Below are 23,168 nucleotides of genomic sequence, written 5' to 3'. Positions count from 1 at the left end.
CATCACATTTGTATCTATCGGTGGTGAAATAATGCTTTGAATTGGTCTAATCTTAACTTGTTGTTTTTATTTGCTTTTATTGTTTTCGTTTGGTTTTTTTTATGTAATGTGTGTTTTTTGAGTCGTTATTTCCGTGTGTAAAATTTATCGTCAATGTTTGTTGTGATTCGCTTCTCATAAACAAAAACTAATTCCCTCTTCTATCATTATGGAGCTTAAATAGCTTAAATTGCTTTAAAAATAGCCAAAATATAGAGTGTGACTGATGTCATTTTTATGGTTTTTAATGTGATATTTTCTTGTTAAAAATAACAGTTTCATCTGGTGAATAAGAGTAAATTTTCGTAAGAAAGGCCATATCGTTATGCTGCTAGGTGAGGCTCTTCTGACGTGAATATTTACTTATGGATGTAATGCTAAAGAGATAATAAGAAGGATGGTTTGACGTTTGTATTTTACTGGCATAAAAAAGGCTCCCGTAAGAGCCTTGATATTTAGGATGTAATAAGACTTAATTAGCTGGTACTAATTGTATGGTGTAGTTTGTCTCGCATTGCCACTACATGTTGGCGCTCTACTGTTGTTTGAGTACAGCGCTCTAGAACGTAATCCATGGTGTTGAGCACTGTACGCCAACGTGGGGTCTTGGGTAACGTATCGATATGTAGATATTTATCAAGAGTACGTGTTTGTAAGGTGCTGCGATCAAGATACACTCGCCACAATCCACTTTCCTCTGCTAATTCAAATTTGGTTTTCTTGGCGTCATTTTCCCATAATGAAAGCGTCATCGTCATCGACTCAACCATAAGTTGACGAATAATATCCCCTTTATTTTGTCCGCTACCATCCAGCTTATCAGCCAAGCGTGTGAATTCACCACCAAGCTCTCTGAGTTGCTGTAAGTTATTCTTGTCGCCGTTAAAAGCAAACTCTGACAACATATCAACGGCATTTTCTAGTAAGCCTATACGATGATCTGCCGAAGGACCTTGGTTATCAAAAACAAACATTTGTTTAAGTCCTGATTCTTCAGGAAGGTTAATAATGTCGGTTGATAATGTTTGGATCTCATCATTTATAACGAAGCTCAACTTGCCATTGTAATGGTGGCTGTCGTTAATACCTATCGGTAGCTCTGTGGCGATAATATCCGAAATAGTATGGCGCTCAAGTTGCTCTGGTGAGCGTTTAAATAACTTACCAGCGGCACTATTAACATAGCGAATACGACCTTCACTTTGTACACAGATAATTGCTTCACTGGTCGTGTCAAGAAGCCCTAGCAAGCGGCTTTGTGCTTCTATTAGGCTGATTTCTACTTGCTCTCGACGATAAATTTCTTGCTGTAAGCTTTGGTTCTTTTGCTTTTCATGTTCAGTCTTACTGGCTTGCAGGTAAGCTTGAATACGAGCAATTAACTCTTCTTTATTAAAAGGTTTAGTTAAGTAGTCATTAGCCCCACACTCAAAGCCTTTGATGCGGTCTTGAATTTGCCCTAATGCAGACAACATCATTATTGGTAATTCAAAAATCGAGTATTGCTTTCTTAATAGGGTGCAGACTTCGTAGCCACTCATCTCCGGCATCATAATATCGAGTAAGATCAGATCTGGACGTTGTTGTTGGACAATATCTAATGCCTGATGACCGCTCTCTGCTGTTTTTACTCGATAGCCAGCAAGTCGGAGAAAATTATTTAAAATCTGAAGGTTTACGGGTTCATCATCAACCACGAGAATAAGATCACCTTCAGGGTTTTCAGGTAAATTGGTGCTTTCACAACTTCTGGAATCTAATGCCGGTACTTGGAAGTGCTGAAGTATAGAGTCATTAGATATCGCATTGATCTGCTCTTTGGTTGCAAGGTTTAAGGTAAAGCTAAAGGTAGTGCCAATCATAGGCTGACTACTTACATATAAGCGCCCGCCCATTAATTCAATAAGTTGACGACTAATTGATAAACCTAGACCTGCGCCTTGTCGGTAGTTGGTCGAATTTGAGTTTGCTTGAATGAGGGGCTCAAAAATATGCTCTAGCTGCTCACTTGGAATACCTTGCCCCGTATCGACGACTTGTACACGTAATTGCTGTTCTAATACTGTGGCAGAGATAATGATCTTACCTTCAGATGTGTACTTAATCGCGTTACCGACAAGGTTATAAAGTACTTGTTCTAAACGTTGCTCATCGGCATCAACGAGTGGCAAATCTGCAGGAATTTGATTAATGATCCTTACCGGTTTGTTACCAAGCAAGTGACTAGAAAGCTCCAGTACTAATCTCACCGCGGCTGACAGATCAATCGCATGGCGATGGATATCTAAATCGCCATAACGCATTTTGTGATAATCCAGCAAATCATCGACAAGGTTAGTTAAACGTTGTCCACTATTGATGATCATTTCTAACTGACGACGTTGAGAATCTTTTACGGGTCCATTCGCTCCAGCAAGTAAAGATTCTGCAATGCCCACCATGCCATGAAGTGGGGTGCGTAATTCATGAGATGTGGTTGCAAGGAATTCATCTTTAAGTTTATCTGCTGTCTGTAGCTCATTGTTTTTCTGCTTGATAATCTTAAGGCTTTGTTCTAATTCGTCATTTTGAGTTTTAATTAAACCTATTTTTTCGCGAATAGAGCGCTGCATACGTGAAAAGCTTATCGCCAGACGACCAATTTCATCACTACGTTCAGTACCTTCGATGACTTGGTCTAAATCGCCACCAGAGGCTTTTTCTGCCGCCCAGGTTAACCGCAGTAAGGGGGCGGTAATTGAATTAGACAATAAGTGAGAGGCAAAGATCACCAAAATAATCGCGCTGATCATTGCCACACCAAATATTTTTTCTAATTCAGTAATACGAGCAAAGGCTTCTTTTTCGGGTAGTTCAACGACTAGTGCCCATTTATTGTTAAGGATATCGAGTGGTGAAAAGGCACTCAATACTGAAATGTTATCGTAGTTTTTAAAGCTACCCACGCCTGATTTGCCAGCCAGTGCTTCCCTGATACTTTCACTTTTTAACGTTGTGGGAACCCCTGTTTCTGCCGCGAAACGCAGTTTGTGATCTTGACCAATCAATAAAGTTTGAACGTAGTTCGCATTATTACCAAGGTCTTGAATAAGCTCAGAAATCGCTTTATTACTTAACTCCATAAAGACGTAACTGTGCAAATAGCCTTGCTGAATGATCGGGGCGGCGAACCATGCGGTTGTGTCGTCTGTGTTTGCAGATTGACTAAAATCGGTAAAAGTAACCGGTACTTGATCAGGTTTAGCCTGACTTTGTTTGGTTTTTGCAGTAATCGCTTCAAAGGTTTGTTTTAAAGCTGGCGATGCTAGGGCGTTGGTAAGTAAATTGACGCCAAACAACTGGTGATTGTGAACGGAGTAAACCACGTTGCCTGAACGATCAACTAACATGATATCTTTGAAGTCAGAGCGTTTTAAATACTCTTTATAAACAGCGTTGTAGCGCTTATACATCAAACGATAGCGCTCATGTCCTACATAAGTCGTTTTATTATGGGACTCATTTTTTTGGGTAAGGGTTTGCGAGAAATAATGAGCATGTCCTTGAGATGCAAGTTGCTGTGTTATGTCACCGAGTTGATGGTAAGCACCGACTAAGCCATAAAAACGACCGCCACTGTTATTCGATAATTCAGAGCGAGCGAAACTCTTCACCTCAGATTCTTTCGCTGCGAAAAAGCTATAAAGCTGCTTTTGCTTATTATCACGTAAAGAAGCTAAGTGATTGATACTTTGTTCAGCAAGATCTTTGGTATGAGAGTTTAGAAAATATAGGGCAGATAAAACCAAAGGTGTGATGCTAAGCACAATAAAGGCCAACATTAGCGTATGTTGGAGACGTTTAAATCGTTTGGTATTCTGCATTCCGGTGCCTGAATAAAATGATTATCGTTCGATTTGGATTGAGGAACAGTGACTAACGTTAAATTATAAAACGTTTTAAAAGTAACGTTTTTGACAATTTTTCCGTTCGTTAGAAATCACTAAGTCCATATATATTAATATAATACTGCTTATACTGACTTATTTGAAGTGATCAAGTACAGCGATAATGAAGCGTGTTGTAAAACACAGAATTAACGGTTTTGACGGAGTTTTGATTATAAAAAAGGGACAACAATGTCCCTCTTTAGATAAATGTTCCGTTAAAATAAATTAACGGTTATTTAGTTGCGGCGTAAATATTAAATTTATTTGTTTTTGCCGTAATGTTGCACTCACCAAGGCTTGCTTCAATTAATGGCGGATATTGTAAGAAGCTGTTGGCGACAATGACGAGTTGACCGTTATGGCTAAGGTATTGCGGCGCATCATTGATAAATAGCTCAGTTGCGGCATAAAACGTTTTTAACCCAGCATGGAACGGTGGGTTGCTGATCAAGAACTGGTATGGGCCCGTTAACGTCTTATAGACATCGGTAGCGGTGAACTTACTCGCTTCAAGGTTATTGACCTTAAATGTTTCTTTTGCCGATTCAATGGCTAACGCACTGATATCACACAGCTCTAAATCAATAGTGGGGTATTTAGCTTTCATCACCGCGCCAATCACACCAGCACCACAGCCAAAATCTAATACTTTGCCGTGTAATTTAGGCAGATTGTTAAGCAGTAATTCTGAGCCTTTATCAAACTCACCATGGCTAAATACGCCAGGTAAAGAGCGAACAGTAAGTTGTACGCCTGCAATATCGATAGGATAACTACGGAACCAATCTGATAAATTAAAGGCTTTTGGCGTGTTATCACAACGTCCCCAGTAAAAACTGCAGCGACGTGCCGAATCATATTTGTTCAGTGGGCCATATTCTGCAAAGAGCTTTTCTGCACTGCGAACCCCTGAGCGGTTTTCACCAACGATACAAATTTCAACGCCAGTACCGAACTTATTCAGTAGCATGGTTAACAAGTAATCAGCTTCTGCTTTTGCTTTAGGCCAGTAAAGCAGGATCATATCGATATCTAATGTTTCTGTTAATTCAGCACCGAAGTAACTACTTACATTATTAAAACGTTCAATATCTGAGTAGAAGCCATAGTTTGTGGTAAATACCGATACCGTTTGAGCGATTTGAGATAGCTCTGATGCGAAGGTATCACTTAATTCGCCAGCGATAAGGACTTTACGGTTTTCAAAAAACTCAGATTGACGAGCAACAACCTGGCTCGCGGCGCAATAAGACATGTAACTGGCCTCAATGTAGACATCATAAATTTGGGAGCGAATTGTTCCATAATTATGTGCCGTTGAAAAGAAATCAGCAGTAGAGAGGAAGATTGAATAGAAGAAAAATGCCGCCCTAGAATCGAAGCGGCATTGTAATGATAGGTTAGTGAGAATCTTGTTGTTCTAAGAAGTCTTTAAATTCAACTTCATACATTTTAAATAACACGAGTGTTACACCAAAAATGATGGGACCGTAAATCATACCGATCAAACCAAATAATTGGATACCCCCAATGATTGAGAAGAAGATCAGTAGGGTATTCATGCTTGAACTGCCTTGCATCAGCAATGGACGGACAACGTTATCGATTGAACCTACGACAAGCACTCCCCAGCCCGCTAAGAATAATGCCCATTCCCATTGACCGACTAACAGTAAGTATAGAGATGCAGGTAGCCAGATAAGTGCGGTACCTACGACAGGGATTAATGAAGCAAAAGCCATCATTGAGCCCCAGAACAGCCCTGGGAATCCGCATAGCCACATTGCAAAACCACCGGCTAAGCCTTGCGCGACAGCGGTTAGGAATGATCCAAGTACGGCAGATTTTGCGACTTGTTCAACTTCTTCCATAATTGCATCTTCTTGACTGCGAGACAGTGGGATCACATGGCGGATCGCGGCAATCATCTTGTCGTTATCACGTAGCAGGAAGAATAGGACAAATAGCATCATCATAAAGTTTACTAATATGCTAGTGGCGTCTCCAAGAATACGTGCACTAATGTTGATTGCTTGAGAGCCGACTTGAGATGCTGTGGTTGCAATTTTCTGAATGATGACCTGAGGATCAAAATCATGGAACGGTGAGTATTTATCTATATAGAACAGTACTTTTTGAGCGTAAGGGTGAGCAAATAGTTCTTTCGGACCGCCGGATGTGATCCATTGATAACTTTCTTTAGAAACGGTTGTACCTTGATGAACAATGGATGAAAACACCACAAGCAGCGGGATCACAATAATGACGGTAAGCACAAAGCAAGATAACATTGCAGCAGTATTTGCACGGGTTGGCATTAACGCTAATAAACGTTTATGTAGTGGTGCAAAGAGTAATGAAATAATAAAGGCGAGAACAATCGGCCCTAAATAAGGTTCAATGAGTTTGTAACTGGCAAATGCAGCAACAAATAAAGCAATAATAAGGAGCCAATGGCGTGGCTCGATTTTAAATGGCTGTGACACGGTATGTTTCCTTTAATTAATAAGCGTCTTCATTACTGCTGTTATTGATAAAGATTATCATTATAATCATTGTCGCTATAACTTATCGATTATACCCTTTATCGCGGAGATGGCTTATGGGATGTTGTAATTGTGGCTGTGATGACAAAAAAAAGCGCAGACCACCGATTGCACTAATTATTTTAGTCATCATGGTACTGCTTGCGTTATATTTTTGGCAATAACCTTAGCCTTGAGCTGTGGCTATAGTTAAATACAATTTCTGTGTTTTAGATACTAAAATAATGTCATAAAAAAAGGTCACTCATTGTGACCTTTTTTATTTTTATTTATTTCAGCTTTCTGAATTATTCAGGGCTGTTTTCATGTGCAAGCGTAGCAAAAGCAAAGTCAGCTGCTTCAAGTGTTGCATCAATGATTTGATCTGTGTGTGCTAGTGAGGTGAAGCATGCTTCATATGCAGACGGTGCAAGATATACCCCTTTTTCTAGCATTAAATTAAAGAAACGCTTGAAACGCTCGACATCGCACTTGGTTACATCTTCGTAGCACGTTACAGTTTCTTGCTCAGTAAAGAAGAAGCCAAACATCGCACCTACTTGATTAATGGCCAGTGGAACACCATGCTTATCTGCTAATGCTTTAAAGCCATCAGCAAGACGTTTAGTGGTATGAGCAAGGCGTTTTTCATTACCATCTTCAGTTAACACGCTTAAACAGGCATGACCTGCTGCCATTGCAACAGGGTTGCCTGATAGCGTACCCGCTTGGTAGACAGGACCTGTTGGTGCAACAAATTCCATCACTTCACGACGGCCACCGAATGCGCCGACTGGCATACCGCCGCCGATGATTTTACCTAGTGTTGTAAGGTCTGGTTTAATGTTGTAATAGCCTTGAGCACCACCTTCTGACACGCGGAAGCCTGTCATTACTTCATCTAGAATTAATAGCGCGCCAAATTCATCACAGATGTCGCGTAGCCCTTCAAGGAAGCCAGGTACAGGTGGAATGCAGTTCATGTTACCCGCAACAGGCTCAACGATAATACAAGCAATCTCTTCTGGGTGAGCTGCAAACGCTTCACGGACAGAATCTAGATCGTTATAGGTTGCTGTTAGGGTATGTTTTGCAAAATCTGCAGGTACACCTGGTGAGCTTGGTTGACCTAGGGTTAATGCGCCAGAGCCTGCTTTAACGAGTAGACAATCGGCGTGACCGTGGTAACAACCTTCAAATTTTAAGATCTTATCGCGACCAGTAAACCCGCGTGCCAGACGAATAGCGCTCATGGTTGCTTCAGTACCTGAGCTTACCATGCGTACCATTTCCATCGATGGTACTAGTTTTGATACCAGATCAGCCATGGTGATTTCCATTGCCGTTGGCGCACCAAAACTTAAACCTTGTTGCGCTGCATCGATCACCGCATCACGAATCGCTGCATGGTTATGGCCTAAGATCATTGGACCCCAAGAGCCAACGAAATCGATGTATGCATTACCATCAGCATCAAAAATATAAGCGCCATCGGCACGCTCAATAAAGAGTGGTGTGCCACCAACACCAGCGAACGCTCTCACTGGAGAGTTAACACCACCTGGAATTTTTTGTTTTGCTTTGGCAAATAAATCAGCCGATTTGCTCGTTTTGCTCATTATGAGGTCCTATATAAAATAATCAGGCGTAGATCCAATCCAGATCGTTTTCTGTCCTTGAGATTGTAGGCCAGAGAAGTGTGTAGATTGTTATTAGTCCATTGTACCTAAAAGGATGCAATTTAGGGAGGGCGATTTATGGTGGTTATTTGCGTGTATTGAACAATTAATTACAGCAATACTGCAGTACAAGTCACAGTTGCAAAGCTATTTTTCAACATTAGCAGTATAATAAACGCCCATCTTAGATTACTCTTCTAAAATCAATAGTTTCATTTATCCTCCCTGCATCCTATATGCAATCTTTTGACAATACGGCCGAAAAATGACTGATAAAACGCACGGGATCCACATGCCTCCTCATCTTCAACCTCGCGTTTTTGTAAGGCAACTGCTTACTCGTGATAAAACGCCAGTCTCTGTTCTATTTTTATCAGCTCTTGTCGGCATTTTAGCGGGCTTAGTCGGAACCTTGTTTGAAATTGGTGTCAACTGGGTAACGGATCAGCGTACAGAGTGGTTACGTGATGAAATAACCAGTGTACTTCCTTTGTGGCTCGCAGCGTTTATTGTCAGTGCTTTTCTTGCCTTTGTTGGTTATTACCTAGTTAGTCGTTTTGCCCCTGAAGCTGGTGGTTCTGGTATTCCTGAAATTGAAGGTGCGATGGAAGAAATGCGTCCTGTTCGCTGGTGGCGCGTGATCCCAGTTAAATTTTTCGGTGGTTTAGGTGCGTTAGGCTCGGGTATGGTACTGGGTCGTGAAGGTCCTACGGTACAAATGGGCGGTAATATTGGACGAATGATCTCTGATATTTTCCGTTTAAAAGATAAAGAAGGTCGACACTCTTTACTTGCAGCAGGTGCCGCTGGTGGTTTAGCTGCAGCATTTAATGCCCCGATGGCGGGGATCATGTTTGTACTTGAAGAGATGCGTCCGCAGTTTCGTTACAGTTTAATTTCGGTGAAATGCGTAATGATCTCCGCGGTGATGTCAAATATCGTATTTCGTCTTTTACGTGGCCAAGAAGCGGTTATATCTATGCCGCAATATGATGCTCCTGCACTGAAATCATTATGGTTATTCTTAGTGTTAGGGATGCTATTTGGTGGTTTCGGTGTCCTATTTAATCGGATGATTATTTTTGCGTTAGATAGCTTTGTTAAAATTCACCGTAATGAGCGTAAGCGTTACCTTATCACTGGCGCTTTAATTGGTGGCTGCTTCGGTTTACTTCTATTGTATTTCCCAGAATTAACCGGTGGCGGTATTTTCCTTATCCCTCACGCGACTAACGGTGATTACGGCCTTGGTATGTTAATGCTGTTGTTCTTTGCTCGTATTGCAACAACATTACTGTGTTTTGGCTCCGGTGCACCGGGCGGTATTTTTGCCCCAATGTTGGCGTTAGGGACATTGTTTGGCACTTTCTATGGCATGATCACACAAGGCATTTATCCTGATTTAGGCATTGATCCTGGACTATTTGCAATCGCTGGTATGGGGGCGCTTTTTGCTGCAACGGTGCGCGCACCAATTACGGGGATTTTGCTGGTTATTGAAATGACCAACAACTATCACCTTATTTTACCATTGATTGTTACCACTCTCGGTGCGACTATGCTTGCTCAGATGTTAGGCGGACAACCGATTTATTCGCAGTTGCTACACCGAACAATTAAAAAAGAGCGTTTACGCCATGATTCTCCAACAAGTGAGCCTAATACTTGAACAACATAGTCAGGTATTGGATAATCAGCGTAATTAACGGAAGTGTGTGAGAGGTTTTGTAATGAGCGATGCTAATTTGCCGCTAACTTTTTCTGATGTTGCAGCGAATAAAGTAAAAACACTGATCGCTGAAGAAGAAAACCCGAATCTAAAGCTACGTGTTTACATCACTGGTGGTGGTTGTAGTGGCTTTCAATATGGTTTTACTTTTGATGAAAAAGTAAATGATGGTGATATGACCATTGAAAATGGCGGTGTAACGCTAGTGGTTGATCCTATGAGTCTCCAGTACCTAATGGGTGGTACAGTTGACTACACTGAAGGTCTAGAAGGTTCGCGTTTCTTTGTTAACAACCCAAATGCAACAACGACTTGTGGTTGTGGCGCATCATTTAGTGTTTAAAATGTTAACTCGATAATCATTGAGTTAAATAAAAGCCGACAAATATTGATTGTCGGCTTTTTTGTATATAAACAATGGCTTAGTTTAATAATATGTCATTATTAACGACCAGTTTGCCCAATTGCTGAATATGATCAAGTTGTTGTTTAGCTTGCTTTTTAAACGTTACTTGCTCGTTGCCTGATAATGAATTGGCTTGCGGTAAATCTACCGTACGAGGGTTTTTATGCTGACCATTAACCAAGAATTCATAGTGTAGGTGTGGGCCTGTGACGCGACCAGTACCGCCTAAAGTACCGACAGTATCTCCCTGTTTTACTCGTTGCCCTTTTTTGACCATACGCTTAGTTAAATGCAGGTATTTGGTGACATATTTAGCGCTATGTTTGATAAAAACGTAGTTACCATTGTATTTGTTATACGCTGATTCTAATACAACCCCATCACCTGCCGCCCAAATAGGTGTGCCAACAGGAGCAACATAATCAGTGCCTCGGTGCGGCTTTACTTTTCCTGTAACGGGGTGGAGACGACGCGGATTAAAATTTGAACTTACATAGCGGAAGTTGACAGGAGAGCGCAAGAACGCTTTACGCATGGCTAGCCCGTCTTTATCGTAATATTTACCGTCGTTATTGCGAACTGCGGTAAAAGTTTGCCCCATATTGGTAAAGGTTGCGGCTAAAATCTCACCGCGATCGACTGGATAACCATCTAAATAGTGCTGTTCAAATAACACTTCAAATTTATCACCCGCTCTAATATCGAGAGCAAAATCAATATCCCAACCAAATAGCGCGGCAATTTCCATGATCTGATTGGCCGTTAATCCTGCTTTATCTGCGGCACTCCAAAAACTGGTTTTAATGGTGGCATGAGAGAAATTGATATGCGTTTCAATTTCCTTTTTATCCATCTCACTGCTAAAGGTGCTGCCATCGTGGCGCACAATCAAGGTTTCTAAATGATTACGAGGTTGGCGAAGCTCAACTAATTTTCCTTCTTTATTAAAGCCAAATTGAAGGATATTACCTGGACGAAGTCTTTCCAATTGTTTGGTATTGGCATCGGTATTGATAAGGGAATGTAGTATTTTTCCATCTAAGCCGATGTTATCAAAAGCGATAGCTAAACTTTCACCACTTTCAATAACGTGCTTTTTCCATATAAGCTCATCTGTTTTATCTTTACCTGAAAGAGGTGTCGCTGAAGCGGTTGCAATATCAATAGGGTAAGGTTTGCCAATTTTAAATTTACGCTCAACATGAGAAGCGGTTTCTTGCTGGGAACTCGGTATCATTGCAAGCCCTAGCATAGCTATGCTGATCAATATGATAAAAAAGAGGTTCTTCCGTGGAAATCGAGGTGATGAAGTTCCTTTCATACTAAATTTTTCACATATATTCCGAAAAAATAAACGGCCTTCAGTCTAACTGGTTTCAAAAAAGCCTGCTATTCAAGTAAGATAGTCGGCTTATTATTTTTGCCAATTTTGTGGGAGCGAACAAGAATGGCCAGCATTGAACAAGCACTTATTGAGATAAAACGTGGGGTTGAAGAACTTATCCCAGAAGCAGAGCTAATAGCAAAGCTAAAAGAAAACCGTCCATTACGTATAAAATTAGGTGCCGATCCTACGGCACCAGACATCCATCTTGGACACACGGTTATTCTTAATAAGTTGCGTACTTTTCAGGAATTAGGCCATGAAGTCACTTTCTTGATTGGTGATTTTACTGGTATGGTCGGCGATCCTACCGGTAAGAACACGACACGTCCGCCACTAACGCGTGAAGATGTATTACGCAATGCGGAAACATATAAAGAGCAGGTATTTAAGATCCTTGATCCTGCCAAAACCACGATTGCGTTTAACTCGACATGGTTATCAGAGTTAGGTGCAGAAGGAATGATCCGTTTAGCGTCTAATCAAACCGTTGCTCGTATGCTAGAGCGTGACGATTTTAAAAAGCGTTACGGCGAGAATCGTCCAATCGCGATCCATGAATTTATGTATCCATTACTTCAAGGTTACGATTCAGTAGCAATGGAAACAGATGTAGAACTAGGCGGTACTGATCAGAAGTTCAACTTGCTAATGGGTCGTGAGTTACAAAAATCGCACGGTCAAAAACCACAGGTTGTACTGACGATGCCATTGCTGGTGGGTTTAGATGGCGTGAAGAAAATGTCTAAATCTGCGCATAACTACATTGGTGTTGCCGATGCGCCAAGCGATATGTTTGGTAAGATCATGTCTATCTCTGACGATCTGATGTGGAGCTACTTTGAATTGCTTTCATTCCGTCCAATGGATGAAATTGCTCACTTTAAAGCCGATGTTGATGCCGGCAAAAACCCACGTGATGTGAAGTTCTTACTAGCAAAAGAGATCATTGCACGTTTCCATTCAGAAGAAGCGGCAGAAGCGGCATTGCAAGAATTCATCAGTCGTTTCCAAAAAGGTAACCTACCTGATGAAATGCCTGAGTTTGAATTCGAAGCCGGTCTTCCTATTGCGAATTTATTAAAAGAAGCAGCACTGGTTAACTCAACGTCTGATGCAATGCGTATGATCCGTCAAGGCGCTGTGAAGCAAGATGGTGAGAAAGTAGAAGACACGAAACTGGTACTGGCTGCTGGCAATTATGTTTTCCAAGTCGGTAAACGTAAATTTGCTCGTGTGATGATTAAATAATCACATTGCTCTCGCAGCGTTATTCAAATATGAAAGGATGCATTTGCGTCCTTTTTTTATATCTGTCAAATAGTCTTAATTAATAATAACTTGGCTTTAAATCTTAATGTTTAATGGTTTATGAAAGCTTACTTTCTAGCTTTGATCATTATGCCGACGACGAGAGACAAGATACTATAAAAGATTACTCTTCATTTTTATATCGACTGGCTATGGAATCGATTCAACATATTATTACTGATCTCACCCCGCTGCTGCAGCAATACGGGTACTATATTTTAGCATTGGCAATTGCTGTTGAAGGTATGGGGATCCCAGCGCCTGGTCAGTCGTTATTGATCGTCGCGAGTTTATTGGCATCTTCAGGTAAAATGTCGTTACCTATGGTGCTATCTGTTGCTTGGGCAAGTAGCTTTATTGGTAACAGTATTGGCTACTTTATTGGACGCCAATTTGGTCATATCTTAACGAAGAAAGAATGGATTAAACCGCGAACGCTGACCAAGTTACATCAGTTTATTGACCGCTATGGCATGCTAGGGCTTGTGATCAGTCGTTTTGTTGAAGGCATTAAACAGTTCATGTGCATTGGCTGTGGTATTGCGCAAATGCCAGTGCAACTTTTCTTATTAGGTAACTTCTTAGCGGTCACGATCTGGCTATTGGTATTTGGCGTGGCTCCTGCTTATTTACATGACGAATTAGGGCCTATTTTAGCCTTCTATCATAAATATCAGATGCAATGTTGGTCTGTCGTCGTTGTACTTGCTTGTATACTTGGATGGTGGCTTATCCGTCGATTCAAACGCCGTAAAACCTCGATTGAAGAGTAAGATAACCTTGTTTGTTTCGGATTAAAAAACCGCCAGTGTTGGCGGTTTTTTTGTTAATTACGCAGTGCAAAAATAGGCAGAGACAGATTCCACTTAATGGCTGCGAGTCTTATGGTGAGTGTGGTAAAGATACCGATCACTGCAGCAACAGAAGGCAGTACACCTAAAGATAAGCCTATGGTGTGTACCATACCGCCTAGAATACAGGCTGTTGCATAAACCTCTGTACGTAATACCATTGGGATCTCACGTCCTAGTACATCTCGGATCACGCCGCCACCACAGCCTGTTATCACACCCATGATCACAGCGACCATTGGCGATGCGCCATAACGTAATGATTTTTCGACACCGATAGCCACAAAGACTGCTAATCCAATCGCATCAGCGACAGGAAGAAAATACCATGGCATCCGTTTAGGGCGTTGAGTTGCGAGCATCGTGATAATACAGGTAATAAAAATCACCCATAAGTAATTGGTATCTTTGATCCAAAACACAGGGGTAGCACCTAATGCCATATCACGAATAGTGCCGCCACCAATAGCTGTTACGCTAGCTAGCACGACAACGCCAAAAGGATCCATGCGTAATCGTCCTGCCATGAGTACTCCCGAGGCTGCAAAGATTGCAGTACCAAACATATCGAGAATATAGATGAGCATGTTTATCCCTATTTAATAGAAAAGGGGGAAAGTAGGCAGGCGATTGTACTGCCTAAATGGCTAGGTACAACTATAAAATCCATCTTTAGTGAGGTTATTCACAGCAAAGGTGAGGCTTTTCTTTCATTATCCAGTAGTTGACACACTTGCTTTACGGCTTTAAGAGTGCGAAGCGTGGGGCGGTTTAACCAATCGCTATTGAGTTGATAAAGCTGATGATTATCAACTGCAGGCAGTTTTCCTTGCCACTTTAACCATGGGCTATTTTCTTTTGACGTTGCATGACGAGAACCGAAAATGACGCTAGGTTGGCGAACAACAACTTGCTCTTGATTGACTTGTGGGTATGCCGCGGTGCTGGTGGCAAAAATATTTTCTCCACCGCAAATATCAAAGACAGGACTCGGCCAGTTGCCATCTGAAATCGTCAACATAGGGCTATCACTTAATTGATAAAAGTAACGTACAGGAGACTTGTTCTGATAACGTGCTTTAATTTTGGCGAGCTGTGTTCTAAATGTTGCTGCTGCAGTAATCGATTGACTTGGATTATCAGCAAATTTACCCAGTTTGATAATCGTGTCTGCAATATCGGTTAATTGCGTTGGATTTGAATAAAAGATCTTAATCCCAAGTTGCTGTAAACGAGCCATTTCACGACTAGGATTCCCGCCTTTCCATGCCAAAATTAAATCAGGCTTTAAAGTAAGAATTCGTTCCATTTTGATGCCGCGATAATTGGCAACACGTTCCAACTTTTTCGCTTGCTCTGGGTAATCACTGTAGTCGCTAGCAGCGATGAGTTTATTGCCCAAGCCTGCACTGTAAGCCAGCTCCGTCATGTGTGGTGATAAGCTAATGATGCGTTGAACAGACCGTGATTGTTCAGCAAAGGCAGAGGTGAATGGGAATAGAACCACAATGAGAAGTAGGAAACGCATTAAGCTAGCCCGTGAAAAATAATCAGTAAGCCACTTTCTATAATGATCCAACACCATAAACGGCTTGTCATTAATTGCTGAAGTTGTGCAAGGTGCAGCGATGCAGGGGCAATTTTCCCTCCGATACGCGGTCGTTCCATTTTTACTTGGTTGTACATCGCAGGACCGCCAAGGGATAAAGAGAGTTTGTGTCCAGTTGCGGCTAATAACCAACCCGGCCCTGGTAGCTGCCAATTCTCACCTTGCTGCATTAAACCATGAAAAGCATTTTTGGCATTTTGACCAAGGGTAATTAATAGCGCAAATAAGCGCAGCGGCACAATATCTAAAATAAGTGCGATGCGAATCGCGGGCAGGCCAAAAAAGCGGAACTGCTCACGGCTTGGTGACCAAGAGCGCGCAAGGCTAATGGCTAAGCGATACATAATCGCCGCAATACCACCACCAATGGCATACCAGAATAAGACGCCAATGACATTTCGACCATAGCCAAGTAATAGGGTTTCAGCCCCCGCTTTGCCTAATCCAAGCAGGGATAAATTTTCAGTATTACGATTAACGTGATCGGCTAATAACTCACGGCACCTGCCTTTATGTTCAAGGTTATAGGCCTGATTAAATTGTTTGCCTAATTTAGCTGATGTTTGCCAGTCTATTGCCATCCACAATAGAGTCATTTGGAAAATCGTTTGGTACCAAACCAGTTGGCTAAAAGCGAACAATAAGATCAGGACCGTGCCTGACATTAAAAACCAAGCAAGTGAGCCTGCAAGAATACGTTGAGAAGGATTTTCTTTCGGGTGATTAACACGCTCTGCAATAAGCAGTGCGAGACGTTGCCAAATAACAATGGGGTGAAGCGGGTAGGGAATGGGTAAAACCCAGTGCAATAATAATGCTCCCCACAAAGCGAGTAGGGAGCTATTGGTTGTGAGTAACGCAACAAGTGATTCCATCATCCGTGACAGCTATTCTCGTTTTTGGCTAGATGCTAAGCAAGGCCACTTAAATTAGTTACTACAATGAAGTTACTTAAGTAACTCAACCATTTTCTCAACCATGATTGATGAGCTTTTCGCTGCAAGTGGCAGGAACTCATCAAAGCTCATTGGCGATTCTTTATCAGCAACATCAGAAATGGCACGAACCACAACAAAGGGGACTTTGAATTGGTGACAAGCTTGAGCAATGGCCGCTGCTTCCATTTCAACTGCAACGACGGATGGGAAGTTGGTGCGAATGAAGTTTTGTTTTTCAGCGCTACATACAAATGCATCGCCAGTACAGATCAGACCGCGAACAGCGTGTGGCTTTTCAGGTAAAGCAGCCAGTGCTTGCTCTGCTACATCCATTAGTTTTTCGTCAGATAGGAAAGCGGCTGGTTGCTGTGCCATTTGACCGATCTCATAACCAAATGCGGTTACGTCTGCGTCGTGGTAGCGAACTTCCGTTGAGATCACAACATCACCAACGTTAAGGCTTGATTCAAAACCGCCAGCAGAGCCTGTATTGATCACAACATCAGGTTGGAAGGTTTCAAGTAGTACTGCAGTACCTACTGCTGCGGCTACTTTACCAATACCTGATTGTAACAAGACAACATCCGCACCATTTAGCGTACCAGTGTAGAGAGTACAACCTGCTTTGTTGTGTGTTTCGCAGTTTTCTAGTTGTGCTTTTAGGATCGCAACTTCTTGCTCCATTGCGCCAATAATGCCGATTTTCATTGATTCGTTCTCTTGTTGTTCAAGCGGTGCACCCAAGGTGCTGTCGTGTAATCAGTGTACCATGAGCGAGAGAATTTATACCAAAAGTTATCGAGCGCTAATTTTTAATAAATAAAAAAGCGGAAGGTTGCCCATCCGCTTTAGTTTGTTTAATTAACGTCTTTAGACGTTGAGATAATCCAGTATGCCATCAGCAGCTTTACGGCCTTCATCAATGGCTGTTACCACTAAATCTGAACCACGAACCGCATCACCGCCGGCAAAGATTTTCGGATTTGTGGTTTGATAGGCAAAGTGTGCATCGAATGAAGTTTTGATCCGTCCCCATTGATCTAGCTCTACATCATACGGTGTCAGCCATGGCATCGCGTGAGGTTGGAAACCAAACGCCATGATCACAGCGTCTGCACCTAATACGTGCTCACTACCTGCGACAGGTTCAGGGCGACGACGTCCAGCGCTGTCTGGTTCACCTAACGCTGTTTTCACAACTTTAACGCCAGTGACTTTGCCTGAATCATCCACTTCAATACCTAATGGCTGAAGGTTAAACATAAAGTTGACGCCTTCCTCGCGGGCATTTTTCACCTCACGTTTTGAACCTGGCATATTGGCTTCATCACGACGATAAGCACACACCACATCTTTTGCACCTTGGCGGATAGAAGTACGGACACAGTCCATCGCGGTATCACCACCACCGAGTACGACCACGCGTTGATCTTTCATATCTAAGAATGTCGATGGACTTTCTAGTTCCATGACTTTGTAGGTATTAGAAATCAAAAATGGCAGTGCGTCATAGACGCCAGTTGCGTCTTCATTTTCCAATCCTGCACGCATGTTTTTATAGGTGCCGACACCTAAGAACACCGCATCGTAGTCAGCCAGTAGCGATTCCATCGTGACGTCTTTACCGATTTCAGTATTGAGCTGAAACTCAACCCCCATTTCAGTAAAGATTTTACGACGATTAACCATTACATCTTTTTCAAGCTTGAATGATGGGATACCAAAGGTCAGCAAGCCACCAATTTCAGGGTAGCGGTCAAATACCACAGGTTTTACGCCGTTACGAACAAGAATATCAGCACAAGATAATCCGGCAGGGCCTGCGCCGATGATCGCAACTTTTTTATCTGTCCACTCGACCCCTGACATGTCTGGTTTCCAGCCCATCTCAAAGGCTTTGTCGGTAATGTATTTTTCAACATTACCAATTGTCACCGCACCAAAGTCTTCGTTTAAGGTACACGAACCTTCACATAGCCTGTCCTGAGGACAAACACGGCCACATACTTCCGGTAAGGTATTCGTCTGGTGAGATAGCTCAACCGCTTCAATAATTCGCCCCTCATTGGCCAATTTTAGCCATTGAGGAATGTAGTTATGAACAGGACATTTCCATTCACAATAAGGGTTACCACAATCTAAACAACGATCCGCCTGTGCACCTGCTTGCTGTTTGGTAAACGGTTCGTATATTTCAACGAACTCGATTTTACGTACATTTAGCGGTTTCTTTGGTGGGTCGATACGTTCGACGTCAATAAATTGGTAAACATTCTGGCTCATTCGGTTTCCCTCCCTTATTGCGCCTGAAGACGTAGTTCAGAAGCTGAACGACTTTGGTGACCCAGCAGGGTATTAATGTCTGCTGACTTCGGCTTCGCAAGATAGAATTTCGGGATCCATTGATCAAAGTTCGCCAAAATTTCTTGTGCTCGACTTGAACCTGTTTCTTGTAGGTGACGGTCGATTAAACCACGTAAATGTTCTTGGTGGATCTGTAGCTCGTCAAGAGGTAATGCTTCAACTAGCTCTGGGTTCACGCGTCCTGCGAAATCGCCATCTTCGTCAAGAATATAAGCAAAACCGCCTGTCATACCTGCGCCAAAGTTAACGCCTGTTTTACCTAAAATAGCAACGATACCGCCGGTCATATATTCACATGCGTTATCACCAGCACCTTCTACTACGGTAATGGTGCCTGAGTTACGCACAGCAAAACGCTCACCCGCTTTACCTGCAGCAAACAACTTACCGCCCGTTGCGCCATACAAACAGGTGTTACCAATGATGGTCGCTTCACTTGATTTAAATGCAGAACCTTGTGGTGGACGAATAGTAATAATACCGCCCGTCATGCCTTTACCTACATAGTCGTTTGCATCACCTGTTAATTTCAGGTTTAGACCGCCTGCATTCCACACCCCGAAAGACTGACCTGCAGTACCGGTTAAGTGCAGTGTTACTGGGCTTGCAGACATACCTTGGTTGCCATAACGTTGGGCGATTTCACCAGATAAACGTGCGCCAATAGAGCGGTCGGTATTGCAGATATCAAAGTAGAAATCACCACCACTACGACTTTCAATCGCAGGTAAGATTTGATCGACTAAAGTCTGGCTTAGCTCTGCGTTATCAAATGGTGTATTAGGCTCGCTGCAGTACAGTGTTTTACCTTCTTTTGGTGTAGCAGCAACCAAAATTGGGCTTAAATCAAGCTTGGCTTGTTTCGCTGTAAAGCCTTCCAATGTTTCAAGAAGATCAGTACGACCAATCAGATCAGTGAGCTTTTCTACGCCTAATTGTGCTAATAGTTCACGTACTTCTTGACCAACGCCGATGAAGTAATTCATCACTTGTTCAGGCAAGCCTTTAAAGAAATCACGACGCAGTTTTTCATCTTGGGTCGCAACACCTGTCGCACAGTTATTAAGGTGACAAATACGCAGGTATTTACAACCTAGAGCAACCATAGGTGCGGTACCGAAACCGAAGCTTTCTGCACCTAAAATAGCGGCTTTTACAACATCAAGGCCGGTCTTCAAACCACCATCGACTTGCAGGCGGATTTTATGACGCAAGCCATTGCTCACGAGCGCCTGTTGAGTCTCAGCAAGGCCAAGCTCCCATGGGCTACCGGCATATTTCACCGATGTTAATGGACTTGCACCTGTACCGCCGTCATAACCTGAAATGGTGATCAAATCAGCATAGGCTTTAGCCACACCCGTTGCGATGGTGCCAACCCCAGGCTCAGATACCAGTTTGACCGATACCATGGCACTTGGGTTAACTTGTTTTAAATCGAAGATCAGCTGAGCTAAATCTTCAATCGAATAAATATCATGGTGAGGTGGTGGTGAGATCAGGGTAACCCCCGGTACCGCATAACGCAGCTTCGCGATTTCGGTTGTCACTTTATGGCCGGGTAGTTGACCACCTTCCCCAGGTTTTGCTCCTTGTGCGACTTTGATTTGAATCACATCCGCATTCACAAGGTAGTGTGGCGTTACGCCAAATCGACCTGATGCGACCTGCTTAATCCGTGAGTTACGTTCGTTACCAAAGCGACGAGGATCTTCACCGCCTTCACCGGAGTTCGAACAACCGCCTAAACGGTTCATGGCGATAGCTAATGCTTCGTGCGCCTCAGGGCTTAATGCACCAATCGACATGGCGGCTGAGTCAAAACGCTTATAAAGCTCAGTCGCCGCTTCAACCTGTTCAACCGGAATCGATGTTGTGCCATCTTTTAGCTTAAATAAGTCGCGAATAGCAGCGACAGGGCGCTCATTCACTTCTTTAGCAAAAGCTAAGTAATCTTGATAATCGCCTGATTTCACAGCTTTTTGCAGTGTACCGACAACATCAGGGTTATAAGCATGGAATTCACCACCGTGAACGTATTTCAGTACACCGCCATGTTCGATCGGTTTACGTTTCAACCATGCTTTACGTGATAAATTAAAGAGATCTTGTTGGAAGTCACTAAAGTCAGCGCCTGCAATACGGCTCGAAACACCTTTAAAGCAAAGCTCCACGACTTCATCACTTAAACCGACAGCTTCAAATAGCATTGAGCAGCGGTATGAAGCAATGGTCGAGATCCCCATCTTCGACATGATCTTAAATAGACCTTTATTCATGCCGTTTTGGTAATTACTCATCACTTCACGGTAAGACTTATTAATTGCTCCCGCATCGATCAACTTACCGAGTGATTCATAAGCAAGGTAAGGGTAGATAGCGGTAGCACCAAAGCCGAGAAGGACGGCAAATTGGTGAGGATCGCGGGCGGTTGCTGTTTCAACCACGATGTTAGTGTCACAACGTAGGTTATTATCAACCAAACGTTTTTGCACCGCACCTACAGCCATTGCTGCTGGAATTGGCAACTTATCTTTATTGATCCCGCGATCTGATAAAACAACCAGCACTGCGCCATCTTTTACGACACGTTCAGCTTCATCGCAGAGATCTATGAGTGCTTGCTTGAGATCTTTTTCATTTGGATTGTAGTTAATATCAATAATGCTGTTGGCATAATATTGATCATCTAACTCAAGTAGTTGAACAAGATCAGAATACACTAACACTGGCGATCCAAACGCGACACGTTGTGCATGGCTATCGGTTTCACAGAACACGTTAATTTCACGACCGATACAGGTAGCGAGCGACATGACATGCTTTTCACGCAGTGGATCGATAGGTGGGTTAGTGACCTGTGCAAACATTTGACGGAAGTAATCGGTGATCGGTCGTTCTTTTGATGACAATACCGCCATTGGCGCATCGTCACCCATCGAGCCTGTGGCTTCTTGACCATTTTCGCCTACAACACGCAGTACCTGATCTAACTCTTCACTGCTTACCCCAAATTGCTTGTGATAAACCGACAGTTCGTCATCAGTGAGCGAGCGGCAACCTACTTGCTCATCACCTAATTGTTCAAAGGGGGTTAAGCGTTTAACGTGACTATCCATCCATGCTTTATAAGGATGGCGTGCCATTAGCTCGTTATCGATATCTGATGAATGCCAAATTTTGCCAAACTTTGTATCAATAACTAATAATTCACCGGGACCAACACGGCCTTTTTCAGCCACTTCATCTGGGGTGTAATCCCAAATGCCGACTTCAGACGCTAGGGTGATCAATTTATCTTTGGTGATCACATAACGGGCTGGACGAAGGCCATTTCGGTCAAGGTTACAAGCAGCATAGCGTCCATCAGACATTACGATACCCGCAGGGCCATCCCATGGTTCCATGTGCATCGAGTTAAAGTCGTAGAAAGCACGCAGTGCTGGATCCATATCAGGGTGGTTTTGCCAAGCGGGTGGAACAAGCATGCGCATGGCACGGAATAGATCCATCCCACCAGATAAAAATAGCTCTAGCATGTTATCAAGGCTAGAAGAATCAGAGCCTGTTTCGTTAACAAATGGCGCTGCTGTTTTTAAATCAGGCAGCAATGGGGAGCTAAATTTATAGCCTCGTGCTCGTGCCCATTGGCGGTTACCGGTGATGGTATTGATCTCACCATTATGGGCTAGATAGCGGAAAGGCTGAGCCAACGGCCAGCGTGGCTGAGTATTGGTTGAGAAACGCTGGTGGAATAAACAAATCGACGATTCTAATCGAATGTCACCCAAATCTAAGTAGAATTTAGGTAAATCAGAAGGCATGAATAAGCCTTTGTAGACAATCACTTGAGTTGAAAGGCTACAAATGTAGAAATCACTATCTTCGGTAATACGCTTTTCAATGCGACGACGAGCGATGTAGAGGCGGCGATCAATATCGCGAGGCTTCCAACCTGCTGGGGCATTGATAAAGACTTGCTCAATGTTAGGTAGGGATTCTTGAGCAATAGGACCGAGAACGGCAGGGTTTACAGGCACTTCACGCCAACCTACTACCGATAATGTTTCTGTTGCCAGCTCTTCATTAATAATGGTTCGGGCTTGCTCGGCAAGTACCGGATCTTGGCTTAAGAAAATTTGTCCCACGGCAAATTCACGGGATAGGTTCCAGTTTTTTTCATCAGCAATAATACGATAGAAATTATCTGGTTTTTTAATCAATAGACCACAGCCATCACCTGTTTTACCGTCAGCGGCGATACCACCACGGTGAGTCATGCGATCTAGTGCGGATATAGCGGTACGAACAAGTTTGTGGCTGGTTTGGCCTTCGATATGGGCAATCAGACCAAACCCACAGTTATCTTTTTCCAGTGATGGGTCATACAGTGACATTGCAACT

15 protein-coding genes are annotated in these 23,168 nt (G+C 42.8%); 4 read left to right on the top strand and 11 right to left on the bottom strand.

All coding sequences use genetic code 11. The features are described 5' to 3' along the window. Positions 1-515: 515 nt before the first annotated feature. The 4 genes from C9J46_RS10830 to hemL all read right to left on the bottom strand — a co-directional run bounded on the left by C9J46_RS10830 (position 516) and on the right by hemL (position 8,112). On the bottom strand, positions 516-3,902 hold the full coding sequence (locus tag C9J46_RS10830; protein WP_233217742.1) for a response regulator: 3,387 nt from the start codon (positions 3,900-3,902) through the stop codon (positions 516-518). 298 nt (positions 3,903-4,200) lie between these two features. After that, on the bottom strand, positions 4,201-5,223 hold the full coding sequence (gene rsmC / locus C9J46_RS10825) for a 16S rRNA (guanine(1207)-N(2))-methyltransferase RsmC (protein WP_107287486.1): 1,023 nt from the start codon (positions 5,221-5,223) through the stop codon (positions 4,201-4,203). Positions 5,224-5,368: 145 nt separating this feature from the next. Next, positions 5,369-6,454: an AI-2E family transporter gene (locus tag C9J46_RS10820; RefSeq protein WP_107246749.1), complete on the bottom strand. Its 1,086-nt coding sequence runs from the start codon at positions 6,452-6,454 to the stop codon at positions 5,369-5,371. A 347-nt stretch (positions 6,455-6,801) separates the two neighbouring features. Continuing rightward, positions 6,802-8,112: a glutamate-1-semialdehyde 2,1-aminomutase gene (hemL, locus tag C9J46_RS10815; RefSeq protein WP_107246747.1), complete on the bottom strand. Its 1,311-nt coding sequence runs from the start codon at positions 8,110-8,112 to the stop codon at positions 6,802-6,804. A gap of 325 nt (positions 8,113-8,437) precedes the next feature. Here hemL and clcA point away from each other — a divergent pair, with 325 nt between their 5' ends. Continuing rightward, positions 8,438-9,841 (top strand): H(+)/Cl(-) exchange transporter ClcA, encoded by a 1,404-nt coding sequence (gene clcA, locus C9J46_RS10810; RefSeq protein ID WP_107208591.1) that lies wholly within the window; start codon positions 8,438-8,440, stop codon positions 9,839-9,841. Between the two features lie 61 nt (positions 9,842-9,902). Next, entirely contained in the window at positions 9,903-10,244 is a 342-nt protein-coding gene (gene erpA, locus C9J46_RS10805) for an iron-sulfur cluster insertion protein ErpA (protein ID WP_107208590.1), read from the top strand. A 79-nt stretch (positions 10,245-10,323) separates the two neighbouring features. Here the strand turns inward: erpA and C9J46_RS10800 are convergent, their stop codons facing one another. Next, on the bottom strand, positions 10,324-11,544 hold the full coding sequence (locus tag C9J46_RS10800; RefSeq protein ID WP_233217685.1) for a peptidoglycan DD-metalloendopeptidase family protein: 1,221 nt from the start codon (positions 11,542-11,544) through the stop codon (positions 10,324-10,326). Between the two features lie 210 nt (positions 11,545-11,754). On the opposite strand from C9J46_RS10800, the gene tyrS reads away from it, so the two are divergent. Beyond that, the gene (gene tyrS, locus C9J46_RS10795; RefSeq protein WP_107290881.1) at positions 11,755-12,942 is read left to right on the top strand and encodes a tyrosine--tRNA ligase; all 1,188 of its coding nucleotides are present in this window, start codon (positions 11,755-11,757) and stop codon (positions 12,940-12,942) included. 212 nt (positions 12,943-13,154) lie between these two features. Further along, positions 13,155-13,775 carry a DedA family protein gene (locus C9J46_RS10790; protein ID WP_107208587.1) on the top strand — a complete coding sequence of 207 codons (621 nt, stop codon included), beginning with the start codon at positions 13,155-13,157 and terminating at the stop codon, positions 13,773-13,775. A 53-nt stretch (positions 13,776-13,828) separates the two neighbouring features. Here the strand turns inward: C9J46_RS10790 and C9J46_RS10785 are convergent, their stop codons facing one another. The 6 genes from C9J46_RS10785 to gltB form a co-directional block, all read right to left on the bottom strand. Next, entirely contained in the window at positions 13,829-14,440 is a 612-nt protein-coding gene (locus C9J46_RS10785) for a trimeric intracellular cation channel family protein (protein ID WP_045083709.1), read from the bottom strand. Positions 14,441-14,538: 98 nt separating this feature from the next. Continuing rightward, positions 14,539-15,381 (bottom strand): vitamin B12 ABC transporter substrate-binding protein BtuF, encoded by an 843-nt coding sequence (btuF, locus tag C9J46_RS10780; RefSeq protein ID WP_107290880.1) that lies wholly within the window; start codon positions 15,379-15,381, stop codon positions 14,539-14,541. After that, positions 15,381-16,337 (bottom strand): cobalamin biosynthesis family protein, encoded by a 957-nt coding sequence (locus C9J46_RS10775; protein ID WP_107290879.1) that lies wholly within the window; start codon positions 16,335-16,337, stop codon positions 15,381-15,383. The genes btuF and C9J46_RS10775 overlap by 1 nt, the downstream gene beginning before the upstream one ends. A 72-nt stretch (positions 16,338-16,409) precedes the next feature. Further along, positions 16,410-17,108 carry a 5'-methylthioadenosine/S-adenosylhomocysteine nucleosidase gene (gene mtnN, locus C9J46_RS10770; protein ID WP_107290882.1) on the bottom strand — a complete coding sequence of 233 codons (699 nt, stop codon included), beginning with the start codon at positions 17,106-17,108 and terminating at the stop codon, positions 16,410-16,412. A 162-nt stretch (positions 17,109-17,270) separates the two neighbouring features. Further along, positions 17,271-18,683: an FAD-dependent oxidoreductase gene (locus C9J46_RS10765; RefSeq protein WP_107290878.1), complete on the bottom strand. Its 1,413-nt coding sequence runs from the start codon at positions 18,681-18,683 to the stop codon at positions 17,271-17,273. 14 nt (positions 18,684-18,697) lie between these two features. Further along, the gene (gene gltB / locus C9J46_RS10760) at positions 18,698-23,161 is read right to left on the bottom strand and encodes a glutamate synthase large subunit (RefSeq protein WP_107290877.1); all 4,464 of its coding nucleotides are present in this window, start codon (positions 23,159-23,161) and stop codon (positions 18,698-18,700) included. Positions 23,162-23,168 lie beyond the last annotated feature (7 nt).

It is taken from the genome of Photobacterium sp. GB-36, assembly GCF_003026135.1.
Classification (GTDB): Bacteria; Pseudomonadota; Gammaproteobacteria; order Enterobacterales; family Vibrionaceae; genus Photobacterium.
Note: the sequence above shows the minus strand (reverse complement) of the source record. Positions and strands in the feature narration are given on the sequence as shown.

Bases quoted from the DNA above. Each gene is read 5' to 3' on its own strand.
- rsmC (WP_107287486.1), bottom strand. From the start codon at position 5,223: ATGTCTTATTGCGCCGCGAGCCAGGTTGTTGCTCGTCAATCTGAGTTT.
- C9J46_RS10830 (WP_233217742.1), bottom strand. From the start codon at position 3,902: ATGCAGAATACCAAACGATTTAAACGTCTCCAACATACGCTAATGTTG.
- gltB (WP_107290877.1), bottom strand. From the start codon at position 23,161: ATGTCACTGTATGACCCATCACTGGAAAAAGATAACTGTGGGTTTGGT.
- hemL (WP_107246747.1), bottom strand. From the start codon at position 8,112: ATGAGCAAAACGAGCAAATCGGCTGATTTATTTGCCAAAGCAAAACAA.
- btuF (WP_107290880.1), bottom strand. From the start codon at position 15,381: ATGCGTTTCCTACTTCTCATTGTGGTTCTATTCCCATTCACCTCTGCC.
- C9J46_RS10790 (WP_107208587.1), top strand. From the start codon at position 13,155: ATGGAATCGATTCAACATATTATTACTGATCTCACCCCGCTGCTGCAG.
- C9J46_RS10765 (WP_107290878.1), bottom strand. From the start codon at position 18,683: ATGAGCCAGAATGTTTACCAATTTATTGACGTCGAACGTATCGACCCA.
- mtnN (WP_107290882.1), bottom strand. From the start codon at position 17,108: ATGAAAATCGGCATTATTGGCGCAATGGAGCAAGAAGTTGCGATCCTA.
- erpA (WP_107208590.1), top strand. From the start codon at position 9,903: ATGAGCGATGCTAATTTGCCGCTAACTTTTTCTGATGTTGCAGCGAAT.
- tyrS (WP_107290881.1), top strand. From the start codon at position 11,755: ATGGCCAGCATTGAACAAGCACTTATTGAGATAAAACGTGGGGTTGAA.
- C9J46_RS10785 (WP_045083709.1), bottom strand. From the start codon at position 14,440: ATGCTCATCTATATTCTCGATATGTTTGGTACTGCAATCTTTGCAGCC.
- C9J46_RS10775 (WP_107290879.1), bottom strand. From the start codon at position 16,337: ATGGAATCACTTGTTGCGTTACTCACAACCAATAGCTCCCTACTCGCT.
- C9J46_RS10800 (WP_233217685.1), bottom strand. From the start codon at position 11,544: ATGATACCGAGTTCCCAGCAAGAAACCGCTTCTCATGTTGAGCGTAAA.
- clcA (WP_107208591.1), top strand. From the start codon at position 8,438: ATGACTGATAAAACGCACGGGATCCACATGCCTCCTCATCTTCAACCT.